This window comes from Aestuariivivens sp. NBU2969 (genome assembly GCF_019931125.1).
In the GTDB taxonomy this organism is placed as follows: Bacteria; Bacteroidota; Bacteroidia; order Flavobacteriales; family Flavobacteriaceae; genus Aestuariivivens; species Aestuariivivens marinum.
Genome location: NZ_JAIOUU010000013.1, coordinates 15,539 through 35,567, shown reverse-complemented (window position 1 = coordinate 35,567; position 20,029 = coordinate 15,539). Strand labels below are relative to the sequence as shown.

Genomic DNA, 20,029 nt, shown 5'->3' with positions numbered 1-20,029 from the left:
ACTTTTATAATTATTGTTCTTTGTAATATTTCACGAAACCCTTATAGCTAAAAAACCCTAGCAGCCCCACCAATGTAACAGCGATAGCTATAATTTTAAAACTATCTAATTGCTGTCCAGACTGGTACGAGTGTAATCCTGCTAAATAAAAGTTTACTCCAAAGTAAGTAAAGATTATAAACGAGATGGCTATAACAGAACATAGGTTAAAAATCCAGCGACCTCTAAGCCCAGGAACCAATCTCATATGTATAACAAAGGCATAAATCATGATACTTATAAGCGCCCAAGTTTCCTTTGGGTCCCAACCCCAATAGCGTCCCCAACTTTCGTTGGCCCACATACCACCCAAAAAGTTTCCGATGGTTAACATAACCAAGCCAACGGTTAAAGCCATTTCGTTTACTATAGTCAGCTCTTTGATGTTCAAGTCCATCTTTACCTTATTCTTAGCAGTAGTTAACACCATAAGAAATAAAGACACCACACCTAAAATCATACCCAAAGCAAACGGACCATAACTGGCTACAATAATGGCTACATGTATCATAAGCCAATAACTGTTTAAAACAGGCTGTAAGTTTCCAATGTCGGGATCCATCCATTGAAAATGCGCCACCATTAATAACATAGAGGTTACAAAAGCGGCAGCAGCCATTGTTAAGCTACTTTTTCTTCCAAAAATCAACCCAAACAACATGGTTGCCCAGGCCACATATATCATGGACTCGTATGCATTACTCCATGGCGCATGGCCCGATACGTACCAGCGTGCAATTAATCCAGCCAAGTGTAGAACAAACAACCCAACTATAATCAATTTTAAAACCTTTACAGTTGCTACTATGTACTTACTTTTATCTTTTAATATTTGAACAATGAGTAAAACAAACATTAAGCTACTGGCATACATGTACCAGCTAAACAATTTTTTAAAAATATCGTATTTATTGTATAATACTTCAGTATGTATCTTATCGTCATTTAACATAACTTCCGATCCATATTTATGTTGGGTTTTCTTAAAAGCATCCAACAGTTTTTCTGCTTCTGAAAAATCTCCAGTTTGTTTGGCCTTATTAAGGGTATACAAATAAGCCTGAAAACCATTTTTTATAAAGTTACCATATAACGAATCCTTAATTTTATGGATTCCCATTTTGTAATCGTGAGAGGTAATCCAGGTATTATTTTCGTCATTGGGAACAGGAAATAATCGCAACGACATGCCTTCAATTGCATTATAAAGCAAGTTAACCTTATTATAGGCTTGCTGTATTTCTTTTTGATAACCATTGGGCTTGGTCGTATTAAAGGCGTCTTCTAAATAGGGCTGCAGCTTAAAGTCTCCCCGTTCTGTAAAGAAATCGGCTAAGGTCACATATTTATCCTCTACACTAGTACCTATTATATGCCTTATGGTATCGGCCTTTTTCTTTGCCAAATAAATAACCGGTACATTGTACCAGAGCTTTGGACTTTCTTGAATCGATAAAAATACTTGATGGGCATCAAACCCTCCATAAATGTCATGCTTACTTATTTTTCGAAGCATTTCGGAAGCATAGGTACTCACCGGTTTCATACGTCCGTCAGAATCCTGAATTACCAAATGGGCAAAACGCTCGGCATGTTCTTTAGGCGTTATGTTCGCTATTAAAATGGAGTCTATCTGTGCCTTTGTGGGTATGTGTTGCCCTTGCGAATGCAAGCCGTGGTTATCATCCTTATTTTCTTGATGGCCTTGTGAAAATCCATAAACCCCCAAAAACAACAATAAAATTGTAATAAGTTTTGCCTTTTTGGCTTTAGCTTTTTTAAGCTGTTTCCTTAAATCTGAAAATCTACTGCCTTTTGTAAATAAAATAGCCAATAAGCCCAAATAGAGCATAAAATAACCAATATAGGTAAACAAGGTACCCCAATAATCATGATTAACAGAAAGAATAGTTCCCTTTTCATCAGGGAAAAAACTAGATTGAAAAAAACGATACCCCCTATGGTTTAAAATATTGTTCATGTATATTTTATAATCGAAGGTCCCTTCCTTTTTATCAAAAACCGTCACATCGCTGGAATAGGCTGAATTGATATTGGACCCTGGGAATTTATCGGCTACAAAATCATTTAGCTTAATTGAAAAGGGTAACTTTAAGGTCTTGGCTCCATACTTAAAGGCAAAATCGAGACCTCCCAACTTCATTTGCTTAAAACCATTGTCAATACCTTGTCCGCCCAATAAACCAATACGCTTGCTTTCTCCATTAGTGGTTACTTTTAACACCACCCCATCGGTGTCGTTCTTTAGAATTTGAGATTTTGGAACGACATCGAAAACACCCTTAATAACAGGTTTAGGAAACACCATTTGCATATTACCAATCACATAGCGCGAACGCAAATGTAAGGGCTGCAAACTATCCTTAACCAATTGTCCTTTGGTCATTGTAGCCATTGTCATGTACTCCCCTTCAAACGGTGAATTAATACTTAATGAGTCGCCTTGGTAAGTTATATTTACAGCGCCTTTGGTTGGTTTATTAAGTGCAAAAAGGATATTGTGGATACTGGCTACCTGGCCTACCTTTAAAAAATGGTTGTGTGGACCATTGGCTCCAGCCTCTACCATTTTAAGATATGCTTCACCATTCTCATCTGGAATAATATCTTCTTCGGCTCCAACAATAAATTTTTCCAGCTCGATGGTTACTGGCTGTTTATTATACTTTGTATTTATTTTAAAATGGTTATCCAATCGAGGGGAAAAGTCAACTTCACTTTCAATGGGAAGCCTTTGCGGCAAACCATCAATCATATAATCTCCATCAATATAAGTTGTTATATATGTTTTTTGTGACAAAAATGTATTTTTCGTTGCCCCTTCCCTAATGGCCATCATACCTTCAAAACCTATATATCGTGTGATTAATGCACCCAGCAAAATGAATATAAATGCAAAATGCAGGATAAAAGTTGCCCACTTTTCCTTTTTAAATAAACGATACCTAAAAATGTTCCCTATAAAATTAATCACAAAAAACACCATAATAGCCTCGAACCACCAAGCATTGTATATCAAGCTTCTAGAGTAGGGCGTTGGCGAGGTTTCCTGTCCGGCATCCATGAAAGTACCTGTAGCCATGGCTGCTGCGAAAACAATAAATAAAATAGCGGTAAGTTTTGTAGAAAAAAGAATTTTAGTGAGTTTTTCTTGCATGATATACCCATTTTAAGGTCGTGCAAATTTACATATTTCAATTTAGTTTAAGATGTTAAAATTAAGTATAGTTAATGATCGTTAGGTAATTGACATTTTACAACAAATTCTCAAGTTTTTCCTTTTTATAATTTTTGGGTTTATACAAATTCCCATTAAAGCCTTAAAAATCTATTGAAGTACTCTTAAAATAACCTAATACAAAGAACATATTCTACCTAATTACTTCTGGCTTCAAAAATCTTTAAATATAAAAACGTTGCCATTTTTCTAGCCCTGCGTTTGGCATTTTCAGCATAGTCACCTTCAAACAATCCATCAATAGTTTGAATCCATAAATTTAACCAAAGCCCAAAATGACGCTCGGTAATAGCATGGCCATGGGCTTTATCAACTTCAACATGTACCTCTAAAGGATTGCCTATATATCGTGTTTTTAAAAACAGACTAGATTCCCAAAAGGTGGTGAGATTATCTAAATGAACGTCCCAATCTTTAATGGTTTCATTAAAAAAAGGCCCTAATTCTTTATTAACCCTTATTTTTTCATAAAATGATGATACCAATAAATAAACATCCTCTCGTGTTTTTATGTCTTTCTTTTGCATAAGCACAAATATAGCCTTAATCTCAATTAATAACCCACATAATCGGTTTTTAAATACCGTATTATTACCTATTTTAGCACCATGATTTCGGTAATCCTTCTTGGCGCCGGTAATGTCGCCACCCATTTATTCAAGGCTTTAAAAAAAGCTGAAAATATAACTGTTACACAATGGTATAATAGGCGATTAAAATCCATTAGTATTTATCAGAACACTATTGAAGTTACTGATAACTTAAACGCTTTAAAAGAAGCCGACATCTATATTCTAGCAGTAAGTGATGATGCCATTGCCGAATTATCATCCCAACTACCTTTTGAAAATAGGCTGGTACTGCACACATCAGGTAGTGTAAACGTACATGATATGGACAAGAAAAACCGACGTGGTGTACTATATCCGCTCCAAACCTTTAGCAAAAATGCTGAAATTGACTTTAGCAATGTGCCTATATGTATTGAAACGCTCCATAAACCAGATTACCATACGGTAAAGCAATTGGCTATTGGCTTAGGCAGTCCAACAAAGAAAGTGAATAGTGACCAACGAAGGGCATTACATATGGCGGCCGTTTTTGTTAATAATTTCACCAATCAGTTATACCGTATCGGACATGAAATTACCGAAACCCAGGGTGCTGAATTCGAGCTTTTAAAACCGCTCATTATGGAAACCGCAAAAAAAGTGCAGACCATCTCGCCCTATATGGCTCAAACAGGGCCTGCAAAACGAGGTGATGAAAACACCATTAAAATACACTTAAATCAGTTGACCAACAAACAGCATCAAGAGATTTATAAACTGCTAACCTCATCAATCCAACAAACACATGGAAGAAAAAAGCTATAAAGAATATTTAGAACACATTACCACCTTCATTTTTGATGTTGATGGTGTTTTAACTGATGGGTCTGTTATTATAGCCACTAATGGCGATATGCTTAGGACTATGAATATAAAAGATGGTTACGCCATTAAAACTGCTATTAATAAAGGCTATAACATTTGCATTATATCAGGTGGAACGAATGAAGGTGTGCGTTTACGCTTAAAAGGCTTAGGCGTTAAAGATATTTATTTGGGCGCCCATAACAAAATTGAGCAGCTTAATGACTACTTTAATAAAAATAGTATTAAACGGGAAAATGTGCTGTACATGGGTGATGATGTTCCCGATTATCCAGTTATGAAAATGATTGGTCTTCCTTGTTGTCCGCAAGATGCAGTACCCGAAATAAAGGCCATTTGCAAATATATTTCACATAAAAAAGGAGGTAAAGGCGCCGCTCGTGATGTTATAGAACAGGTTATGAAAGTACAAGGTAAGTGGAACGGCAATTATGATGCAAAATACGACTAGTTTTTAATCACAGTAAACATTAATAAGCTTATTTGACCAGAAATAAAAGAAGACATAGAACAGGCTTTGGATATATTGGATTTGGCAACAACCATAACGTGTTTAACCAAACCAATAACAAATTATTTTCTTCTTTAAAAGACAAGCTAAACAAAGAAACCTATTACCGTTTTCAGCTTCACTTCTCACACCATAAGCTTACCCATGCCGAAAGACAGTTAATTAAAAATAAAATAAGAAAATCGGAAAAACAAAAAACACGAAAAGCTTTTATCTTCTTTGGTATCGCTATGCTGATTTTAGGTTATTTTATTAAATTGGCTCTCGATAATTTTGTTTCACGATAATAATTGTTGAACAGGTTAAACCTAAAACCTAAAACCTTGAACCTCTTTAACCTTATTCGTTATAAAAACTTATTAGTGATAGTACTAACACAATTACTGGTAAAATATGCAGTTTTAGAACCTTTTGGAGTTAATACCAGCTTAGATATTTTTAGCATTTCTTTATTGATACTTTCTACGGTTTGTATTGCTGCTGCCGGAAACATTATAAACGACATTTACGATGTGGAAACCGATACCATTAACAAACCAAGTAAGGTTATTATAGGTAGACACATTTCAGAAAAAGCAGCATTTAATCTGTTTATTGCGTTAAATCTGGTTGGCGTTTGCATTGGGTTTTATATATCCCATCTTGTTGGAAAAAGTGCTTTCTTTTCGGTATTTGTCATTATTTCAGCATTGCTTTATGTCTACGCCAGTTATTTAAAACGTCTATTTTTAATAGGCAATATTGTTATCTCCATTTTGGTGGCGTTAAGCCTTTTAATTATAGGGCTGTTTGACCTCCTTCCAGGAATCACTCCCGAAAACCAACATATTCAGTTATCCGTTTTTAAAATCATATTCTATTATGCTGCATTTGCCTTCATTATTAACTTAATACGTGAAATGGTAAAAGATATTGAAGATATTAAAGGAGATTCCAAATCGGGCATGCACACCTTGCCCATTATTATAGGCACGACCAAAGCCAAACGTGTGGTTTTTGCACTAATAATTATTACCATAATCACCATTTCATATTATGTAATCCATTTACTGTACAAAAATCTTATCGCCTCAGGTTATTTTTTACTATTCATCATCGGTCCATTGATTTATATTTCTATTAAATCATTAAGTGCATCGACAAAACAGCACTTTCACCATATAAGTACTGTACTGAAACTGGTTATGGTTTTTGGATTACTTTCTTTACTTTTATACAAGTATATCCTATTAAAATAATGCTTAACGACAATCTAAAAAACTATCATATTATATTAGCTTCAGGTTCCCCCAGACGACAGGAATTTTTTAAAAATTTAGGACTCGATGTTGAAATTCGTTTAAAACCTATCAATGAAACCTATCCCGATAGGTTGACCCATTTTGAAATTAGTAACTATCTGGCGAAATTAAAGGCTATACCGTTTAAAGGTGAATTACAAACCAATGACATCCTAATAACTAGCGATACAATTGTTTGGCACAATAACATGGCTTTAGGAAAGCCAAAAGATAAAAACGAAGCTTTCAAAATATTAAAATCATTAAGTAATAAAACCCATGAGGTAATTACATCGGTTTGTTTTACTACACCCACTTTTGAAAAAATCGTTCATGACATCACAAAAGTGACCTTTAAATCCTTATCTGATGACGAAATAGACTATTACATCGAAATCTGTAAACCTTTTGATAAAGCAGGAGCTTATGGTATACAGGAATGGATAGGACAAATTGGGGTTACCCAATTGGAAGGCTCTTATTTTAATGTTATGGGACTCCCTACCCATCTTGTTTACAAAACGTTAAACGATATTGCATTAGCTTCTTAAGTGAATAACTTTACGAAAAAACAAATAACCATGTTAAAAAAAATTGGCATATCCAAAATATTATGTTGTATTACACTTGGCTTGATTACACTATTTACCTCTTGTAAAAAAGTAACTCCAAAAAATATGTTGGCAAAAAATTGGGAAACAGAGTTTATTGTTCGTAAAGATTTTAATGGAGGAGGATTATCTGAAGCATTTAAGAACTATTGGTATTCCAGTGAAGCCGAAATTTCCTCTTACAATCTGGAACAAGCGCGCTATGGCGAAATAAGACAGGGGAAAGCAGTTTTAGTATATGTTACGGAAGATTTCTTACCAAACAAACAAGTGAAAGCCGAAAGCAGAAATAGTAATAGCATACCTGTTTTAAAATTAAATGCTACTAAAAAATTTAATACAGGTATTTATCCATATGCAGTGATGCAAAGTACATTTTACCCTGTCTCAAATACCGCTCATGCCATAAAAGTATCAAGTTCCATACAAGAATGGTGTGGTCATGTGTATGTACAGCTTAATAATAGGGAACAGTTTGAAGTAACCTCCCACTCCTATTTTGAAAAAGAGGCTGACCAATTTTTTAAAATGGACAAAGCCATTTTAGAAAATGAACTTTGGACTCAATTGCGTATAGATCCCAAATCGTTACCAGTTGGTAACCTGCTAATGGTTCCTGCTTTTGAGTTTGTTAGACTACGTCATGTTCCTATAAAAGCTTATAAAGCCAACACAAAATTAAAAAACAACACCTATATGATAAATTATCCAGATTTAAACCGAACGCTTAGCATCACTTTTAATCCTAAGTTTCCATATGATATTCTGGAATGGGAAGAAACATATAAAAGTGGTTTTGGATCAAACGCAAAGATATTAACCACAAGAGCAACTAAAATAAAGACGATAAAATCAGCTTATTGGCAAAAAAATAGTAATGCAGATAAAGTGTTAAGGGATTCGCTAATACTGGATTAAAATCTGTTTATCTTTGTTTAACTTTAACTTATTATTGAAAATAATGTCTTCTGAAGAATTAACATTTGTCCAAACACTACAAGGAAAAATAATTATTGGCTTAATTATTTTAATTTCATTGTTAATTTTAAGGGCAATTATTAATGTAGCTATTGCTAAACTTGCCAGAAAAAATGGTATTAATGAGGCCCGGATTAGGCTTATGCAACGCTATGTAACTGTAGTTTTATTTTTGATAGCCTTACTTATAGAAACATTGGTTTTTGGCACCGATCTCAATGATTTAGCCCTAGTTTTTTCTTCTGTTTTTGCCGTTTTAGGCGTGGGCTTATTTGCTATTTGGTCTATTTTAAGCAATGTTACCTCAGGTATTATTATGTTCTTTAATTTTCCCTATAAAGTGGGCGATAAAATTGAAATACATGACAAAGATTTCCCTATAACAGCAATTATTGAAGATATAAGGGCCTTTCAAATCCATTTGCGACTGGAAAACGGTGATTTAGTTACCTATCCTAACAATTTAATGCTTCAAAAAGCCGTTACGCTACTTAAAAAAGATGCTATCGAAGATGATGGTGAGGCTGTATAAATATTTTTTATATTTATAACAGTTTAGATTTTCAAATGGCAAAAAAGAGAACACATCTATTTAAAAAGAAACTAGGACAAATCCCAGGCAGTGTTATTTATACAGGCGAGCGGGCCAAGGAAAAACTATTTATTGAAGTTTTCGATTATAATAAGGACCAGTACATTGAAAAGGAACTTCAAACGGTTGAGGAAAGTTTCGATTTTAAACTTTCAGACTCTACAACATGGATTAACTTAAACGGATTAAATCATGTTAGTGCCATTGAAACCTTGGGCGAAAATTATAATTTACACCCTTTGGTTTTAGAAGACATTGTAAACATTTCCCAACGCCCAAAAATTGATGAACATGAAGATTATCTATTCATTGTGGTGAAGATGCTGTATTACGATACCAGTGAAAAAATGGTATCTGAACAGGTTAGTTTTGTACTGGGGAAGCATTATGTTCTTACCTTTCAAGAAGCTGAAGGCGATATTTTTGATGGGGTTCGCGATCGGATAAGACAGGCAAAGGGGCGGGTAAGAAACATGCAGGCGGATTACCTGCTTTACATTCTTATAGATGCTATTGTTGACCACTACTTTAGTGTGATTGAACTCTTGGGCAATAAGATTGAAGATTTGGAATCGGATATTTTTACTGGTAATATCAACGATGATGCTACCAAAAACATTCAAAATTTAAAACGGGAAATCCTCAGGGTACGCCGCTCTATCTTTCCACTTCGTGAAGTCATTAACCGTATAGAAAAAAATAAAAACACCCTCATCCATAAAAAAACCATTACCTATTACAGGGATATTTACGACCATTTAATACAGGTTTCAGAAAACATAGACATTTACCGTGAAATGATTTGGAGCCTAATGGACATGTACATAACCACCATAAGCAATAAAATGAATGAAGTGATGAAAGTACTTACCATTATGGCCTCAATTTTTATTCCACTCACCTTTATTGCCGGTATTTATGGTATGAATTTCAACTACATACCCGAACTACAGTTCAAATATGGGTATTTTGCAGTTTGGGGAGTTATGATTGTCATATTTCTGGCCATGCTCTATTATTTTAAAAGAAAAAAATGGCTATAATTTTTTAAGTTAAAGAAACATTAAAAGCCTGCTAACCTCTCCATAACTTTGTTATATTTGGCTATGAGCCAATCAAAGAAAGTTATGCGAAGAGCCATTTTATTTGCTTTTATCACTGTTTTTTTTATATCCTATACACAAGCCCAAAAGCCAAGTACACCATCTGCAATCGAAATTTATGAATCCCTGCAGAAACTCAATTTCCTAGGTTCGGTTTTATACGTAGCCGCACACCCCGATGATGAGAACACCCGTCTTATTTCGTATATGTCTAATCATGTAAAAGCCCGCACAGGATATTTATCGTTAACACGTGGCGATGGTGGACAAAATCTTATTGGACCAGAGTTAAGTGAGCTTTTAGGGGTGATAAGAACCCAGGAATTATTAGCGGCAAGACGTGTAGATGGTGGCGAACAGCTATTTACCAGAGCCAACGATTTTGGCTACTCCAAGCACCCAGATGAAACCTTATCGATTTGGAACAAAGACGAAGTGCTAAGCGATGTGATTTTGGCTATTAGAAGCTTTAAACCTGATATTATTATCAACCGATTTGACCATAGAACACCAGGCACAACACACGGACACCATACCAGTTCTGCCCTATTGAGCTTAGAAGCCTTCGACCTATCGAATGATCCCTCTGCCTATCCTGAAACCTTAAAACAAACTAGCACATGGCAACCCAAACGCTTATTTTTCAATACAGGATGGTGGTTTTATGGCAGTCAGGAAAATTTTGAAAACGCCGATAAAAGCAATATGCTAAGCTTGGACATTGGGGTGTACTATCCGTTAAAAGGTCTATCCAACAACGAAGTAGCCGCATTGGCCAGTAGCCAGCACCTTTGCCAAGGCTTTGGCCGATTGGCACAACGGGGATCCCAAAACGAATACATCGAATTTTTAAAAGGAGAGCCACTTGTTGACAACGTAAATATATTTGCAGGTATAGATACCTCTTGGAACCGCATTAAAGGGGGTAAAGCTATTGGTGATATTTTATATAACATTGAAAACAACTTCAATTTTAAAGATCCGTCGGTGCATATTCCCCAATTAATGCAAGCTTATCAGTTAGTAAAAAATATTGAGGACACCCATTGGAAAAAATTAAAAACAAAGGAACTAAGGACTATAATTGAAATGTGCGCTGGATTGTATTTGGAAGTTTCAGCTGAAAACAACTGGGCCACTCAAAGCGAAACCATCAAGTTGGATATTGAAGTATTAAATCGTAGCAACCTATTTATACAACTCAATACTATAGAAAACGCAAGCGGGTTAAAAATATCAAAAGACATGATACTTGAGGAAAACACCAAATACGTCTTTAACGAACCTCTCATGATACCCAATGACCAAAAACCTACTACGCCGTATTGGTTGATGAAAAAAGGAACGTTGGGGATGTACAAAGTATCCGATCCAGAATTGATAGGCTTGCCCGAAACACCAAGAGTTTTCAATTTGGATTTTAATCTTTTAATTAACAATACGCCCATTACGATTACCAAACCTGTTATATACCGTTATTCAAAACCCGATAAGGGTGAACTGTACCAACCATTTGAAGTCATTCCTGAAGCTTCGGCAAAAATCACAGAAAAGGTTATCATTTTTGAAAACAATAAGCAACGGGATATATCAGTTGTGGTAAAGGCCGGACGTGACAATCTAATAGCATCGGTAGAAATAAGCCACCCCAATAATTGGAGTGTATACCCCAAAACACAAAAGGTAAATATTGTCAATAAGGGTGAGGAGCAAACACTTGTTTTCAGCATTATGCCACCAAAAAGTCAAAGCGAAGGCAATATAAGTCCAATAATTCATGTTAATGACAAACAGTACACCAAAGAACTTATAGAAATTGACTATAGCCATATTCCATTCCAAACCGTTTTGCTGCCCAGTGAAAGTAAAATAGTTCGGTTGGACATTAAAAAGAAAGGAGAAAACATTGCCTATATACAAGGGGCTGGAGATATGGTCCCTGAAAGTTTAAGGCAAATTGGATATAATGTAAGAGTTATAAAACCAGAAGATATTAACCCCGAAACCCTTAGTTTATTTGATGCCATAGTAATTGGTATTAGAGCGTATAATACCTTGGATATATTACCTTTTAAACAGCAGCAACTGTTCGATTTTGTTGCGCAAGGAGGTAATATGATTGTTCAATACAATACCAGTTACGGTTTAAACACCGAGCAATTAGCCCCATACAAATTAACGATTTCCAGAGATCGAGTGACCAACGAAAATGCCGAAGTACGGTTTTTGGATCCTGATCATGAACTCTTAAATTATCCCAATAAAATCACCAAAACCGATTTTGAGGGTTGGACACAGGAACGCGGTTTGTATTTCCCCAATGCGTGGCACGATGCCTTTACCCCAATCCTATCCATGAATGATCCTTACGAAACACCAAAGGATGGTAGTTTACTGGTTGCAAAATACGGCAAAGGCCATTATATATATACCGGACTTAGTTTTTTTAGGGAATTCCCGGAAGGTGTTTCCGGGGCTTACCGCTTATTTGCCAATATGCTGTCTATTGGCAAAAACACTGTAGAACTGGAAGCCAAACTAAGCGACTAATTATGAACGATACCAAACCGTCTAATCCGAAATGGCTTAAGCTATATTCCTTGGTTTTAATAGCCAATGCCATTTACATCGTCATCTTCTATTTCCTAACCAAAGCCTTTTAACACATGCATCTACTTAATTGGATAGATTGGACTGTACTTATTATAACATTAATAGCTATTGTAACCTACGGTACCTGGCAAACTCGTGGAAGTAAAAATGTAAAGGATTATCTAAGAGGAGGCAATAATTCAAAATGGTGGACTATTGGTCTATCGGTAATGGCTACACAAGCAAGCGCAATTACGTTTCTTTCAACGCCGGGACAAGCCTTTAACGATGGCATGGGCTTTGTTCAGTTTTATTTTGGGCTCCCTATTGCCATGGTCATTATTTGTATGGTGTTCATTCCGTTGTATCACCGATTAAATGTCTACACCGCATACGAGTTTTTAGAAAGCCGATTCGATTTAAAAACTAGAACCTTAACGGCTCTTTTATTCCTAATACAACGTGGCTTAGCAGCAGGTATTACTATTTTTGCTCCTGCCATTATACTATCGGTGGTCTTAGGTTGGGACTTACTTACGCTTAATATCATAATAGGCTTATTAGTTATTATTTATACGGTTTCTGGAGGAACACGTGCCGTAAATGTGACCCAAAAACATCAAATGGTTGTGATTTTTATAGGCATGCTAGTGGCTTTCTTTATTATTGTTAGCAAACTACCCGAAGACATAACATTTACCAATGCGCTCAAAATTGCTGGAGCTAGTGGAAAAATGGAAGTATTAGATTTTTCGTTTAGCTTAAATAATCGATACACATTTTGGAGTGGTATTATAGGAGGAACCTTTTTAATGCTATCCTATTTTGGCACAGACCAAAGCCAGGTGCAACGCTATCTATCGGGAAAATCGGTTAGGGAAATGCAATTAGGACTTATTTTTAACGGCTTGTTAAAAGTACCTATGCAATTCTTTATTTTACTGGTTGGTGTTATGGTGTTTGTGTATTACCAATTTAACCAAGCACCCATCAATTTTAATCCAACAGCTACCGAACTCGTTTTAAATTCTGAACATGCCGATGCATATAATGCCCTTCAAAACGAACAGGATATGCTTCTTAATGACAAAAAAAAGGTAATTCATACCCTATTAAATTCTGAAAATACTGATCGGGTCCTTTTAAATTTAGAACAAATTAATACCATAAACCAAGGTGTAAAAGATGAAGCCAAACAACTTATCGAACAGGCAGCCCAAGCACAACAGGTAAAAGTGGAAAGCAACGATAAAGATTATGTCTTTATTTATTTTATACTCAATAACTTGCCAAGAGGGCTCATTGGATTACTGTTGGCGGTAATTTTAAGTGCCGCCATGTCCAGCACTTCAAGCGAGTTGAATGCCTTGGGTTCCACAACAACCATAGATTTATACATACGCAATACAGGAATTAAATCTGAATCCGAAAAAGTTAAAGCCTCTAAATGGTTTACCCTTGTTTGGGGCTTAATTGCCATAGGTGTAGCCTGCATAGCCAATCTTGCTGAAAACTTAATACAATTGGTTAATATTATTGGCTCCATCTTTTACGGCAATGTATTGGGTATCTTTTTACTGGCTTTTTTCTTTAAATTTGTTAGGGGCAATGCTGTATTTATTGCAGCATTAATTACTCAAGGCATAGTTATTCTACTTTATTTTCTAAACGAGTACGGCATTATTAATTTACCTTATTTATGGCTCAATTTTGTAGGCTGTATTGTTGTTATTGTTTTAGCTTGTTTGCTACAATCCATTAACAATACCCGTAAAGCAATTTCCGTATAAAGACTTATTACATTTCTAGCTTATTGATATGCTGAAACCAGTCCAGTATAAAAAAGTATAGTTTTTAATACTTTTCGTATGTTTTATTTGTCTTTATGTAAAGTTTATTTTACTTTTGAAATATCAATTTTAAAACGAACAGTTATGCAAACAAATTATTTACTGCCACACAAGTATAAAAAAGCGGGGTGGTTTTTATTTTCAATCGGAGTAATTACTGGATTATTATTTATGATTTTTGAACTTGAACCAGATTTCTTCAAAATCAAGGTAATACAAGTTTTTAATTCTGATACAGACTTTCAAGGGAATAAGGAATCCTTTTTTTCTATTATTAAAAATAATGTATTTGATGAGATAATTTCAATCTTCATAATAATCGGAGGGCTCTTAGTAGGCTTTACCAAAGAAAAAGTTGAAGATGAATTTATTTATAAGTTACGTCAAGACTCATTAGTTTGGGCAATTATCATAAACTACTTTGTATTGATATTTGCAGTTTTATTTATTTATGATTTCACCTTCTTGGATGTTTTAGTTTACAATATGTTTACCCCTTTAATATTCTTCATCATTCGTTTTAATTTCCTTAAACTAAAATCGAGAAGCGATGAAGAATAATCTAAAAGTTGAACGCGCCATACACAATATGACCCAAGCCGATTTGGCCGAATGTATTGGGGTTAGCAGACAAACCATTAATGCTATGGAAAAGAATAAGTACGTGCCCTCGACGGTATTATCATTAAAAATTGCAAAACGCTTTAAAAAGCCAGTGGAATCTATTTTCTTTTTGGAAGATGGTGATTAAATAAAGAAGCGCAACTTTTACAAGTTGCGCCTAAATATTTTCTAATCCTCCAGAAATTTAAGAAAACTATATATTACATGGCTCCCCATTCTTTTAAGGAGTCTTTATTCATTTTAACATAATCTGCATTCCCGGCTTCTTCAGCATATTTAAGTGAAGACTTGGCTGCTGATATAGCTCCAGATTTGTCACCAGCCTTAGCATGAATTAGTGATTGTTGTCTTAGTATCCAAAAACGCGGTTGATCTTTGGTCATTTCAACAGCTTTATCAATCCATTGTTTTGCTTTTTCTATATCCTTGCCTTCCTGTAAGTAATAAACGGCCGATTGAAAATAATCGTTAGGTCCAGGACCTCTCATTATATTGTCAATACTTGCAAGTACAGCAGCATCGGTAGGTACACCAAACGGTATAGCTAAATAAGTCTTTTCCCAAATTAAATCGATTGTAGCACTGCTATTGGTAATGTTATTGATATCCAATGTAAACGTTTCAACATTAAACGGAACGGGATAAGATTTTACGGTTGCTTTAGCTGCTACGTGCTGCTCATCAAATTCATTGGGTGTCCCAGAGTCTTTACCATCGTTATAAAATACAACTTCCCAAGATTCGGTGTTTGGCACGGTAAAAATAGAATACGATCCTGCTTTTAACGTTTGTCCGTTTATGGTCGCATCGGTACTAAAGGTAATTTTTGTTCTGGCATTGGCACCAGTTCGCCATATTTTACCGTAAGGCACCAAATCTCCAAAAACAGTTCTTCCCTTAACACCTGGTCGGGAATATTCTAAAGTTACATCGGTTAACCCAACTTTTTGCTCCAATTTGCAAAACGGACTGGGTGCTGGAGTTTGTACCTGAGCATTAACAGAATACACTGTAGAATAGGCGAGAAATAAAAATAGTAGTTTTTTCATTGTAATTTTTGATTTAAATTGGTTTTAAAGTCACTAAATTTAATAATTAAAAAAGGCTTTATTGTTAACAAAAGCTTAAAATAAGGTATTGTGTCTTTGTGAAAACTAGTCGTTATAAAACAATTATTTGCTGAAGCAATAGCAACTTTTTCTTGGTGCCAATGGCTCCTATTTTAGTTACATCAAACCCTATTACAAGCAAAACCTTACAATAAACAAAAAACTACTGCTTGTTGTTTATAATTATTTTCTATAACAATATTTATATTTTGTTTAATTTATTGTTTTCAACATTAAACATTTTTACTATCTTGCAATAAGATATTTCATATTATGACTATTCTGGTAACTGGAGCAACAGGCTACATTGGTAAGCGACTTATACCTCTTTTGTTGTATGAGGGGCATTCTGTTGTGTGTATTGTAAGAGATAGGCTAAGAGCAGACAAAAACTATATTGAGGACGACAATGTTTATGTTATTGAAGCCGATTTTTTAAGACCGGATTCCCTTGATAATATTCCTAAAAATATTGATGTAGCCTATTACCTAATACATTCCATGTCTAATTCTTCAAGAGATTTTGAATCCCTCGAAGAACGTTGTGCTAAAAACTTTAAAAATTATATTGAAACTACAAATACTAAACAAGTTATATACCTGAGCGGCATAACCAATGAGGATAGATTGTCTAAACATTTGCGCTCAAGAAAAAACGTTGAAGACTGTTTAATATCCAATAAATATGAATTAACCATTTTTAAAGCTGGTATAATAGTAGGCTCAGGGAGTTCTTCGTTTGAGATTATAAGGGATTTGGTTGAAAAACTCCCTTTCATGATAGCGCCCAAATGGCTAAACACAAAAACACAGCCTATAGCCGTTAGAGATGTATTGTCATTTTTGTTCAAAGCCGCAGGCAATAAGGAAGTATATAATAAGACATATGATATTTTTGGACCAGAGATCATTACTTATAAGGACATGCTTTTGCAGTTCGCAAAAGTTCGTGGATTAAAACGACACATACTTACAGTGCCTTTAATGACACCTAAACTATCTTCTTATTGGTTGTACTTTGTTACATCCACATCATATAAGTTAGCTACTTCTTTAGTAGATAGTATGGGCATTCAAATTATAGGAAATCGAAGTAACATTAATGAACTCTTAAAAGTCAACCCTATAACATACAAAGAAGCTGTAGAATTAGCCTTTGAAAAAATAGAACAAAACAGTATAGTTTCAAGTTGGAAAGATTCTATGGTAAGTAGTGGCCGGCTTAGAAAACGATTGCATAAATATGTGAATGTTCCTAAATTTGGATGCTTTAGGGACTATAAAGAGAGGCCCGTTGTGAATGTTGGGCGAACCATTGAAAAAATTTGGAGCATCGGTGGTAAAAATGGCTGGTATTATGGTACATTTTTATGGCGTATAAGAGGTTATATTGACAAACTGTTTGGAGGTATTGGACTAAGACGTGGCCGCACAAATCCAATCGAATTAAATGTAGGCGATTCACTTGATTTCTGGCGCGTAATTTTTGCAGATAAAACACAACAAAAACTACTACTTTATGCTGAAATGCGATTACCTGGAGAAGCTTGGTTAGAGTTTAAAATAGAAAATAATGTACTTAAACAAACCGCTACTTTTAGACCCAAAGGCTTAGCAGGCAGACTTTATTGGCTTAGCGTTCTCCCTTTTCATGGATTTATTTTTAGAGGGATGATAAATAAATTAGCTAAAGCAACATGATTTTAAATTTAAACTTTTGCTTAAGCCAGAAATCCATATTAGTACTGCATAGAATATATTTTAAAAGCCATTTTCCAAAAAACAATAACATCACATATTATATACTAAATCATGTGTTTAAGCAATAAATAAATTAGGGTCTTCATCAACTTATTCGTAGCACTAAAATTATTTTGTTTAATTATTTTTATTATTTGTTAAACATTTTGTATATTTGAAAAAAAACTAAAGTGCAGCATTAAAGAACTAAAACCTTTTTAGGATATACCTTTAAAATAAAATCAAATCAAAGTTTAGTTTAACGACAATATAGATGTTGAAATTAAGACATTACACTACAAGGGCTATGCAAATTGAAAAGTTAAAAAATAGAACTAACGGACAAAATTTAAACGGATTCACTATTGAGGACATTGGCGATGACCACTTCTGCACTGGCTTAGAAACACCATTGAAGCTCGACGCTTTCAAACTAAGTGACTCAGAGAAAAAAGAGCGTATAGCCATCTTATTTGAAGAGATCATGGATGTTATTGGATTAGACTTAACAGATGATTCTTTAAAAGGAACACCCAAACGCGTTGCTAAAATGTATATTGATGAAATTTTCTCAGGGTTAAATCCTAAAAACAAGCCAAACATTGCCTTGTTTGATAACAAATATCAATACAACCAAATGTTGGTCGAAAAAAATATAACGTTCTACTCAAACTGCGAACACCACTTTGTTCCAATTATTGGTAAAGCCCATGTGGCATACATTTCTTCAGGTAAAGTAATTGGCTTATCTAAGTTGAACAGAATTGTACAATACTATGCCAAACGACCCCAAGTACAAGAGCGACTCACAAATCAAATTGCAAACGAATTACAATCAGTATTAAACACAAAAGATGTTGCGGTCATTATAGATGCAAAACATTTATGTGTGTCCTCTAGAGGTATAAAAGACAATACCTCTAAGACCGTAACTGCCTATTACGGGGGAAGGTTTAATACATCAGAAAAAATTGTAGAACTACAAAATTATCTAAAGAGTTAACATTATGGATTTAATTAACAGAGCTCTAGAGTTTGAAAAAAGAAAAATGAAGTCTCTTTCTACTAGCGATAGAATAAAAATATCAAGAGAGGCTAAAACTCTGATATTAGATTTAAACCAAATCTATAAAGTAAAAAAAGACAATCATATTATGGAAATTATGAAGCGCTTAACTGCAATTAAAAGAAAGGTTGAAAAACGATTAAATGGAGCTCCTCTTACAGCATAATTACATAAAAACAGCGGTAATGAGAGTAAATATTAATTTTTACTTAATAAATTGACATAAAAACAAGTAATCTTCTATATTTTTTTATATTGTAAAACTGTGAAAACAAAAGCGCATTATACTTTAAATTATAGATAGATTAGAATTTTATGGAGATTATAGATAAAGCATTGGAATTTGAGCAACGCAAACACACATTTAAAACAACAAGCGAGCGCATTGAATCGTCAAGGGAAGTAAAAAGTTTAATACTAAGTTTAAACGATATCTATAAAGAAAAAAAAGATCCTGAGATTATGGACTTAATGAAACGTTTGACGGTAATTAAACAAAAAATTGAAAAACGGCTTAAGGGCAGGCCATAACAATAAAATGCCCTGAAACCTATGAAAACAATTATAGTAATTGGTGGAAGTAAGGGTATTGGTAAAGCCTTGGTAAAAAAATTACTAACACACAGCAAGGTTATTAATATTAGCAGAAGTGAACCAGATCTTACTCACTACAACCTAACCCATTATTATTGCAATGTTACCCAAGATGAGCTCCCTGAAATAAAACAAGCTGATGGACTGGTATATTGTCCGGGAAACATCAATTTAAAACCTATAACCAGTCTGAGCATTAAAGATTTTATTTATGACTTTGAAATTAATGTTCTAGGTGCAGTTAAATCAATTCAAAAGTACCTGCACGTTCTAAAAAAAGGGCACAATCCTGCTATCGTTCTGTTTAGTTCGGTAGCTACAAAACTAGGAATGCCATTTCATACCAGTATAGCTACAGTTAAAGCAGGTATTGAAGGTTTGGTGAAATCATTGGCAGCAGAAATGGCCCCAGCGATCAGGGTCAATGCTATTGCCCCTACAGTTACAAATACACAATTGGCCCATAAAATACTTAGAAACGAAAAAATAATTGAAAACATTACAAATCGGCATCCTTTAAAGAAAATACTGGAACCCGAAGAAGTGGCTATTTTGGCAGATTTTTTAATCTCAAACAATACTATGTCCTTAACGGGACAGATTTTTCATATGGATTGTGGTTTGGTTACACTTAAAATTTAATAT

General features: G+C 34.6%; 20 protein-coding genes. 17 read left to right on the top strand and 3 right to left on the bottom strand.

What is annotated here, in order from left to right; translation table 11 throughout:
* Positions 1–10: 10 nt before the first annotated feature.
* Positions 11–3,217, bottom strand: a complete 3,207-nt coding sequence (ccsA, locus tag K7G79_RS10325; protein ID WP_223551501.1) for a cytochrome c biogenesis protein CcsA — start codon at positions 3,215–3,217, stop codon at positions 11–13.
* Between the two features lie 218 nt (positions 3,218–3,435).
* Positions 3,436–3,951, bottom strand: a complete 516-nt coding sequence (locus K7G79_RS10320) for a group III truncated hemoglobin (RefSeq protein ID WP_370634210.1) — start codon at positions 3,949–3,951, stop codon at positions 3,436–3,438.
* Here K7G79_RS10320 and K7G79_RS10315 point away from each other — a divergent pair.
* The 12 genes from K7G79_RS10315 to K7G79_RS10260 all read left to right on the top strand — a co-directional run bounded on the left by K7G79_RS10315 (position 3,907) and on the right by K7G79_RS10260 (position 15,002).
* Positions 3,907–4,674: a Rossmann-like and DUF2520 domain-containing protein gene (locus K7G79_RS10315; protein ID WP_223551500.1), complete on the top strand. Its 768-nt coding sequence runs from the start codon at positions 3,907–3,909 to the stop codon at positions 4,672–4,674. The two genes, K7G79_RS10320 and K7G79_RS10315, sit on opposite strands and share 45 nt — an antisense overlap.
* Positions 4,655–5,185 carry an HAD family hydrolase gene (locus K7G79_RS10310; RefSeq protein WP_223551499.1) on the top strand — a complete coding sequence of 177 codons (531 nt, stop codon included), beginning with the start codon at positions 4,655–4,657 and terminating at the stop codon, positions 5,183–5,185. The genes K7G79_RS10315 and K7G79_RS10310 overlap by 20 nt, the downstream gene beginning before the upstream one ends.
* Positions 5,186–5,217: 32 nt before the next feature.
* Positions 5,218–5,532, top strand: coding sequence for a hypothetical protein (locus K7G79_RS10305; protein ID WP_223551498.1), 315 nt, complete (start codon positions 5,218–5,220; stop codon positions 5,530–5,532).
* A gap of 3 nt (positions 5,533–5,535) precedes the next feature.
* Positions 5,536–6,483 (top strand): geranylgeranylglycerol-phosphate geranylgeranyltransferase, encoded by a 948-nt coding sequence (locus K7G79_RS10300; protein ID WP_370634209.1) that lies wholly within the window; start codon positions 5,536–5,538, stop codon positions 6,481–6,483.
* A complete protein-coding gene (locus tag K7G79_RS10295; RefSeq protein ID WP_223551496.1) occupies positions 6,483–7,076 on the top strand; it encodes a Maf-like protein in 594 nt (197 codons plus the stop codon). Before K7G79_RS10300 ends, K7G79_RS10295 begins: the two co-directional genes overlap by 1 nt.
* Positions 7,077–7,106: 30 nt before the next feature.
* Complete coding sequence (locus K7G79_RS10290) at positions 7,107–8,054, top strand: septum formation inhibitor Maf (RefSeq protein WP_223551495.1); 948 nt, start codon at positions 7,107–7,109, stop codon at positions 8,052–8,054.
* A gap of 43 nt (positions 8,055–8,097) precedes the next feature.
* Positions 8,098–8,646 carry a mechanosensitive ion channel domain-containing protein gene (locus K7G79_RS10285; protein ID WP_223551494.1) on the top strand — a complete coding sequence of 183 codons (549 nt, stop codon included), beginning with the start codon at positions 8,098–8,100 and terminating at the stop codon, positions 8,644–8,646.
* Positions 8,647–8,681: 35 nt separating this feature from the next.
* Entirely contained in the window at positions 8,682–9,749 is a 1,068-nt protein-coding gene (gene corA, locus K7G79_RS10280) for a magnesium/cobalt transporter CorA (protein WP_223551493.1), read from the top strand.
* A gap of 84 nt (positions 9,750–9,833) precedes the next feature.
* The gene (locus K7G79_RS10275) at positions 9,834–12,359 is read left to right on the top strand and encodes a PIG-L family deacetylase (protein ID WP_223551492.1); all 2,526 of its coding nucleotides are present in this window, start codon (positions 9,834–9,836) and stop codon (positions 12,357–12,359) included.
* Positions 12,360–12,475: 116 nt separating this feature from the next.
* Entirely contained in the window at positions 12,476–14,191 is a 1,716-nt protein-coding gene (locus K7G79_RS10270) for a sodium:solute symporter (protein WP_223551491.1), read from the top strand.
* Positions 14,192–14,335: 144 nt separating this feature from the next.
* Positions 14,336–14,812 carry a hypothetical protein gene (locus K7G79_RS10265; protein WP_223551490.1) on the top strand — a complete coding sequence of 159 codons (477 nt, stop codon included), beginning with the start codon at positions 14,336–14,338 and terminating at the stop codon, positions 14,810–14,812.
* Positions 14,802–15,002, top strand: coding sequence for a helix-turn-helix transcriptional regulator (locus K7G79_RS10260; protein WP_223551489.1), 201 nt, complete (start codon positions 14,802–14,804; stop codon positions 15,000–15,002). The genes K7G79_RS10265 and K7G79_RS10260 overlap by 11 nt, the downstream gene beginning before the upstream one ends.
* Positions 15,003–15,075: 73 nt before the next feature.
* On the opposite strand, the gene K7G79_RS10255 is transcribed toward K7G79_RS10260, so the two are convergent.
* On the bottom strand, positions 15,076–15,924 hold the full coding sequence (locus K7G79_RS10255) for a DUF2911 domain-containing protein (RefSeq protein ID WP_223551488.1): 849 nt from the start codon (positions 15,922–15,924) through the stop codon (positions 15,076–15,078).
* A 333-nt stretch (positions 15,925–16,257) separates the two neighbouring features.
* Between K7G79_RS10255 and K7G79_RS10250 the strand changes: the two genes are divergently transcribed.
* The 5 genes from K7G79_RS10250 (at position 16,258) to K7G79_RS10230 (ending at position 20,026) form a co-directional block, all read left to right on the top strand.
* Positions 16,258–17,685, top strand: a complete 1,428-nt coding sequence (locus K7G79_RS10250; RefSeq protein ID WP_223551487.1) for an SDR family oxidoreductase — start codon at positions 16,258–16,260, stop codon at positions 17,683–17,685.
* A gap of 346 nt (positions 17,686–18,031) precedes the next feature.
* Positions 18,032–18,727 (top strand): GTP cyclohydrolase I FolE, encoded by a 696-nt coding sequence (folE, locus tag K7G79_RS10245; RefSeq protein ID WP_223551538.1) that lies wholly within the window; start codon positions 18,032–18,034, stop codon positions 18,725–18,727.
* 4 nt (positions 18,728–18,731) lie between these two features.
* Positions 18,732–18,956 (top strand): hypothetical protein, encoded by a 225-nt coding sequence (locus tag K7G79_RS10240; RefSeq protein WP_223551486.1) that lies wholly within the window; start codon positions 18,732–18,734, stop codon positions 18,954–18,956.
* A 149-nt stretch (positions 18,957–19,105) separates the two neighbouring features.
* Positions 19,106–19,321: a hypothetical protein gene (locus tag K7G79_RS10235; protein ID WP_223551485.1), complete on the top strand. Its 216-nt coding sequence runs from the start codon at positions 19,106–19,108 to the stop codon at positions 19,319–19,321.
* 21 nt (positions 19,322–19,342) lie between these two features.
* Positions 19,343–20,026, top strand: coding sequence for an SDR family NAD(P)-dependent oxidoreductase (locus K7G79_RS10230; protein WP_223551484.1), 684 nt, complete (start codon positions 19,343–19,345; stop codon positions 20,024–20,026).
* Positions 20,027–20,029 lie beyond the last annotated feature (3 nt).

Excerpts from the sequence above, each read along its gene's own strand:
- K7G79_RS10235 (WP_223551485.1), top strand. The coding sequence starts at position 19,106 with ATGGAGATTATAGATAAAGCATTGGAATTTGAGCAACGCAAACACACA.
- K7G79_RS10315 (WP_223551500.1), top strand. The coding sequence starts at position 3,907 with ATGATTTCGGTAATCCTTCTTGGCGCCGGTAATGTCGCCACCCATTTA.
- K7G79_RS10320 (WP_370634210.1), bottom strand. The coding sequence starts at position 3,951 with ATGGGTGGCGACATTACCGGCGCCAAGAAGGATTACCGAAATCATGGT.
- K7G79_RS10275 (WP_223551492.1), top strand. The coding sequence starts at position 9,834 with ATGCGAAGAGCCATTTTATTTGCTTTTATCACTGTTTTTTTTATATCC.
- K7G79_RS10260 (WP_223551489.1), top strand. The coding sequence starts at position 14,802 with ATGAAGAATAATCTAAAAGTTGAACGCGCCATACACAATATGACCCAA.
- folE (WP_223551538.1), top strand. The coding sequence starts at position 18,032 with ATGCAAATTGAAAAGTTAAAAAATAGAACTAACGGACAAAATTTAAAC.
- K7G79_RS10295 (WP_223551496.1), top strand. The coding sequence starts at position 6,483 with ATGCTTAACGACAATCTAAAAAACTATCATATTATATTAGCTTCAGGT.
- K7G79_RS10310 (WP_223551499.1), top strand. The coding sequence starts at position 4,655 with ATGGAAGAAAAAAGCTATAAAGAATATTTAGAACACATTACCACCTTC.
- K7G79_RS10255 (WP_223551488.1), bottom strand. The coding sequence starts at position 15,924 with ATGAAAAAACTACTATTTTTATTTCTCGCCTATTCTACAGTGTATTCT.
- K7G79_RS10230 (WP_223551484.1), top strand. The coding sequence starts at position 19,343 with ATGAAAACAATTATAGTAATTGGTGGAAGTAAGGGTATTGGTAAAGCC.
- K7G79_RS10250 (WP_223551487.1), top strand. The coding sequence starts at position 16,258 with ATGACTATTCTGGTAACTGGAGCAACAGGCTACATTGGTAAGCGACTT.
- ccsA (WP_223551501.1), bottom strand. The coding sequence starts at position 3,217 with ATGCAAGAAAAACTCACTAAAATTCTTTTTTCTACAAAACTTACCGCT.
- K7G79_RS10240 (WP_223551486.1), top strand. The coding sequence starts at position 18,732 with ATGGATTTAATTAACAGAGCTCTAGAGTTTGAAAAAAGAAAAATGAAG.
- K7G79_RS10285 (WP_223551494.1), top strand. The coding sequence starts at position 8,098 with ATGTCTTCTGAAGAATTAACATTTGTCCAAACACTACAAGGAAAAATA.
- corA (WP_223551493.1), top strand. The coding sequence starts at position 8,682 with ATGGCAAAAAAGAGAACACATCTATTTAAAAAGAAACTAGGACAAATC.
- K7G79_RS10265 (WP_223551490.1), top strand. The coding sequence starts at position 14,336 with ATGCAAACAAATTATTTACTGCCACACAAGTATAAAAAAGCGGGGTGG.
- K7G79_RS10270 (WP_223551491.1), top strand. The coding sequence starts at position 12,476 with ATGCATCTACTTAATTGGATAGATTGGACTGTACTTATTATAACATTA.
- K7G79_RS10290 (WP_223551495.1), top strand. The coding sequence starts at position 7,107 with ATGTTAAAAAAAATTGGCATATCCAAAATATTATGTTGTATTACACTT.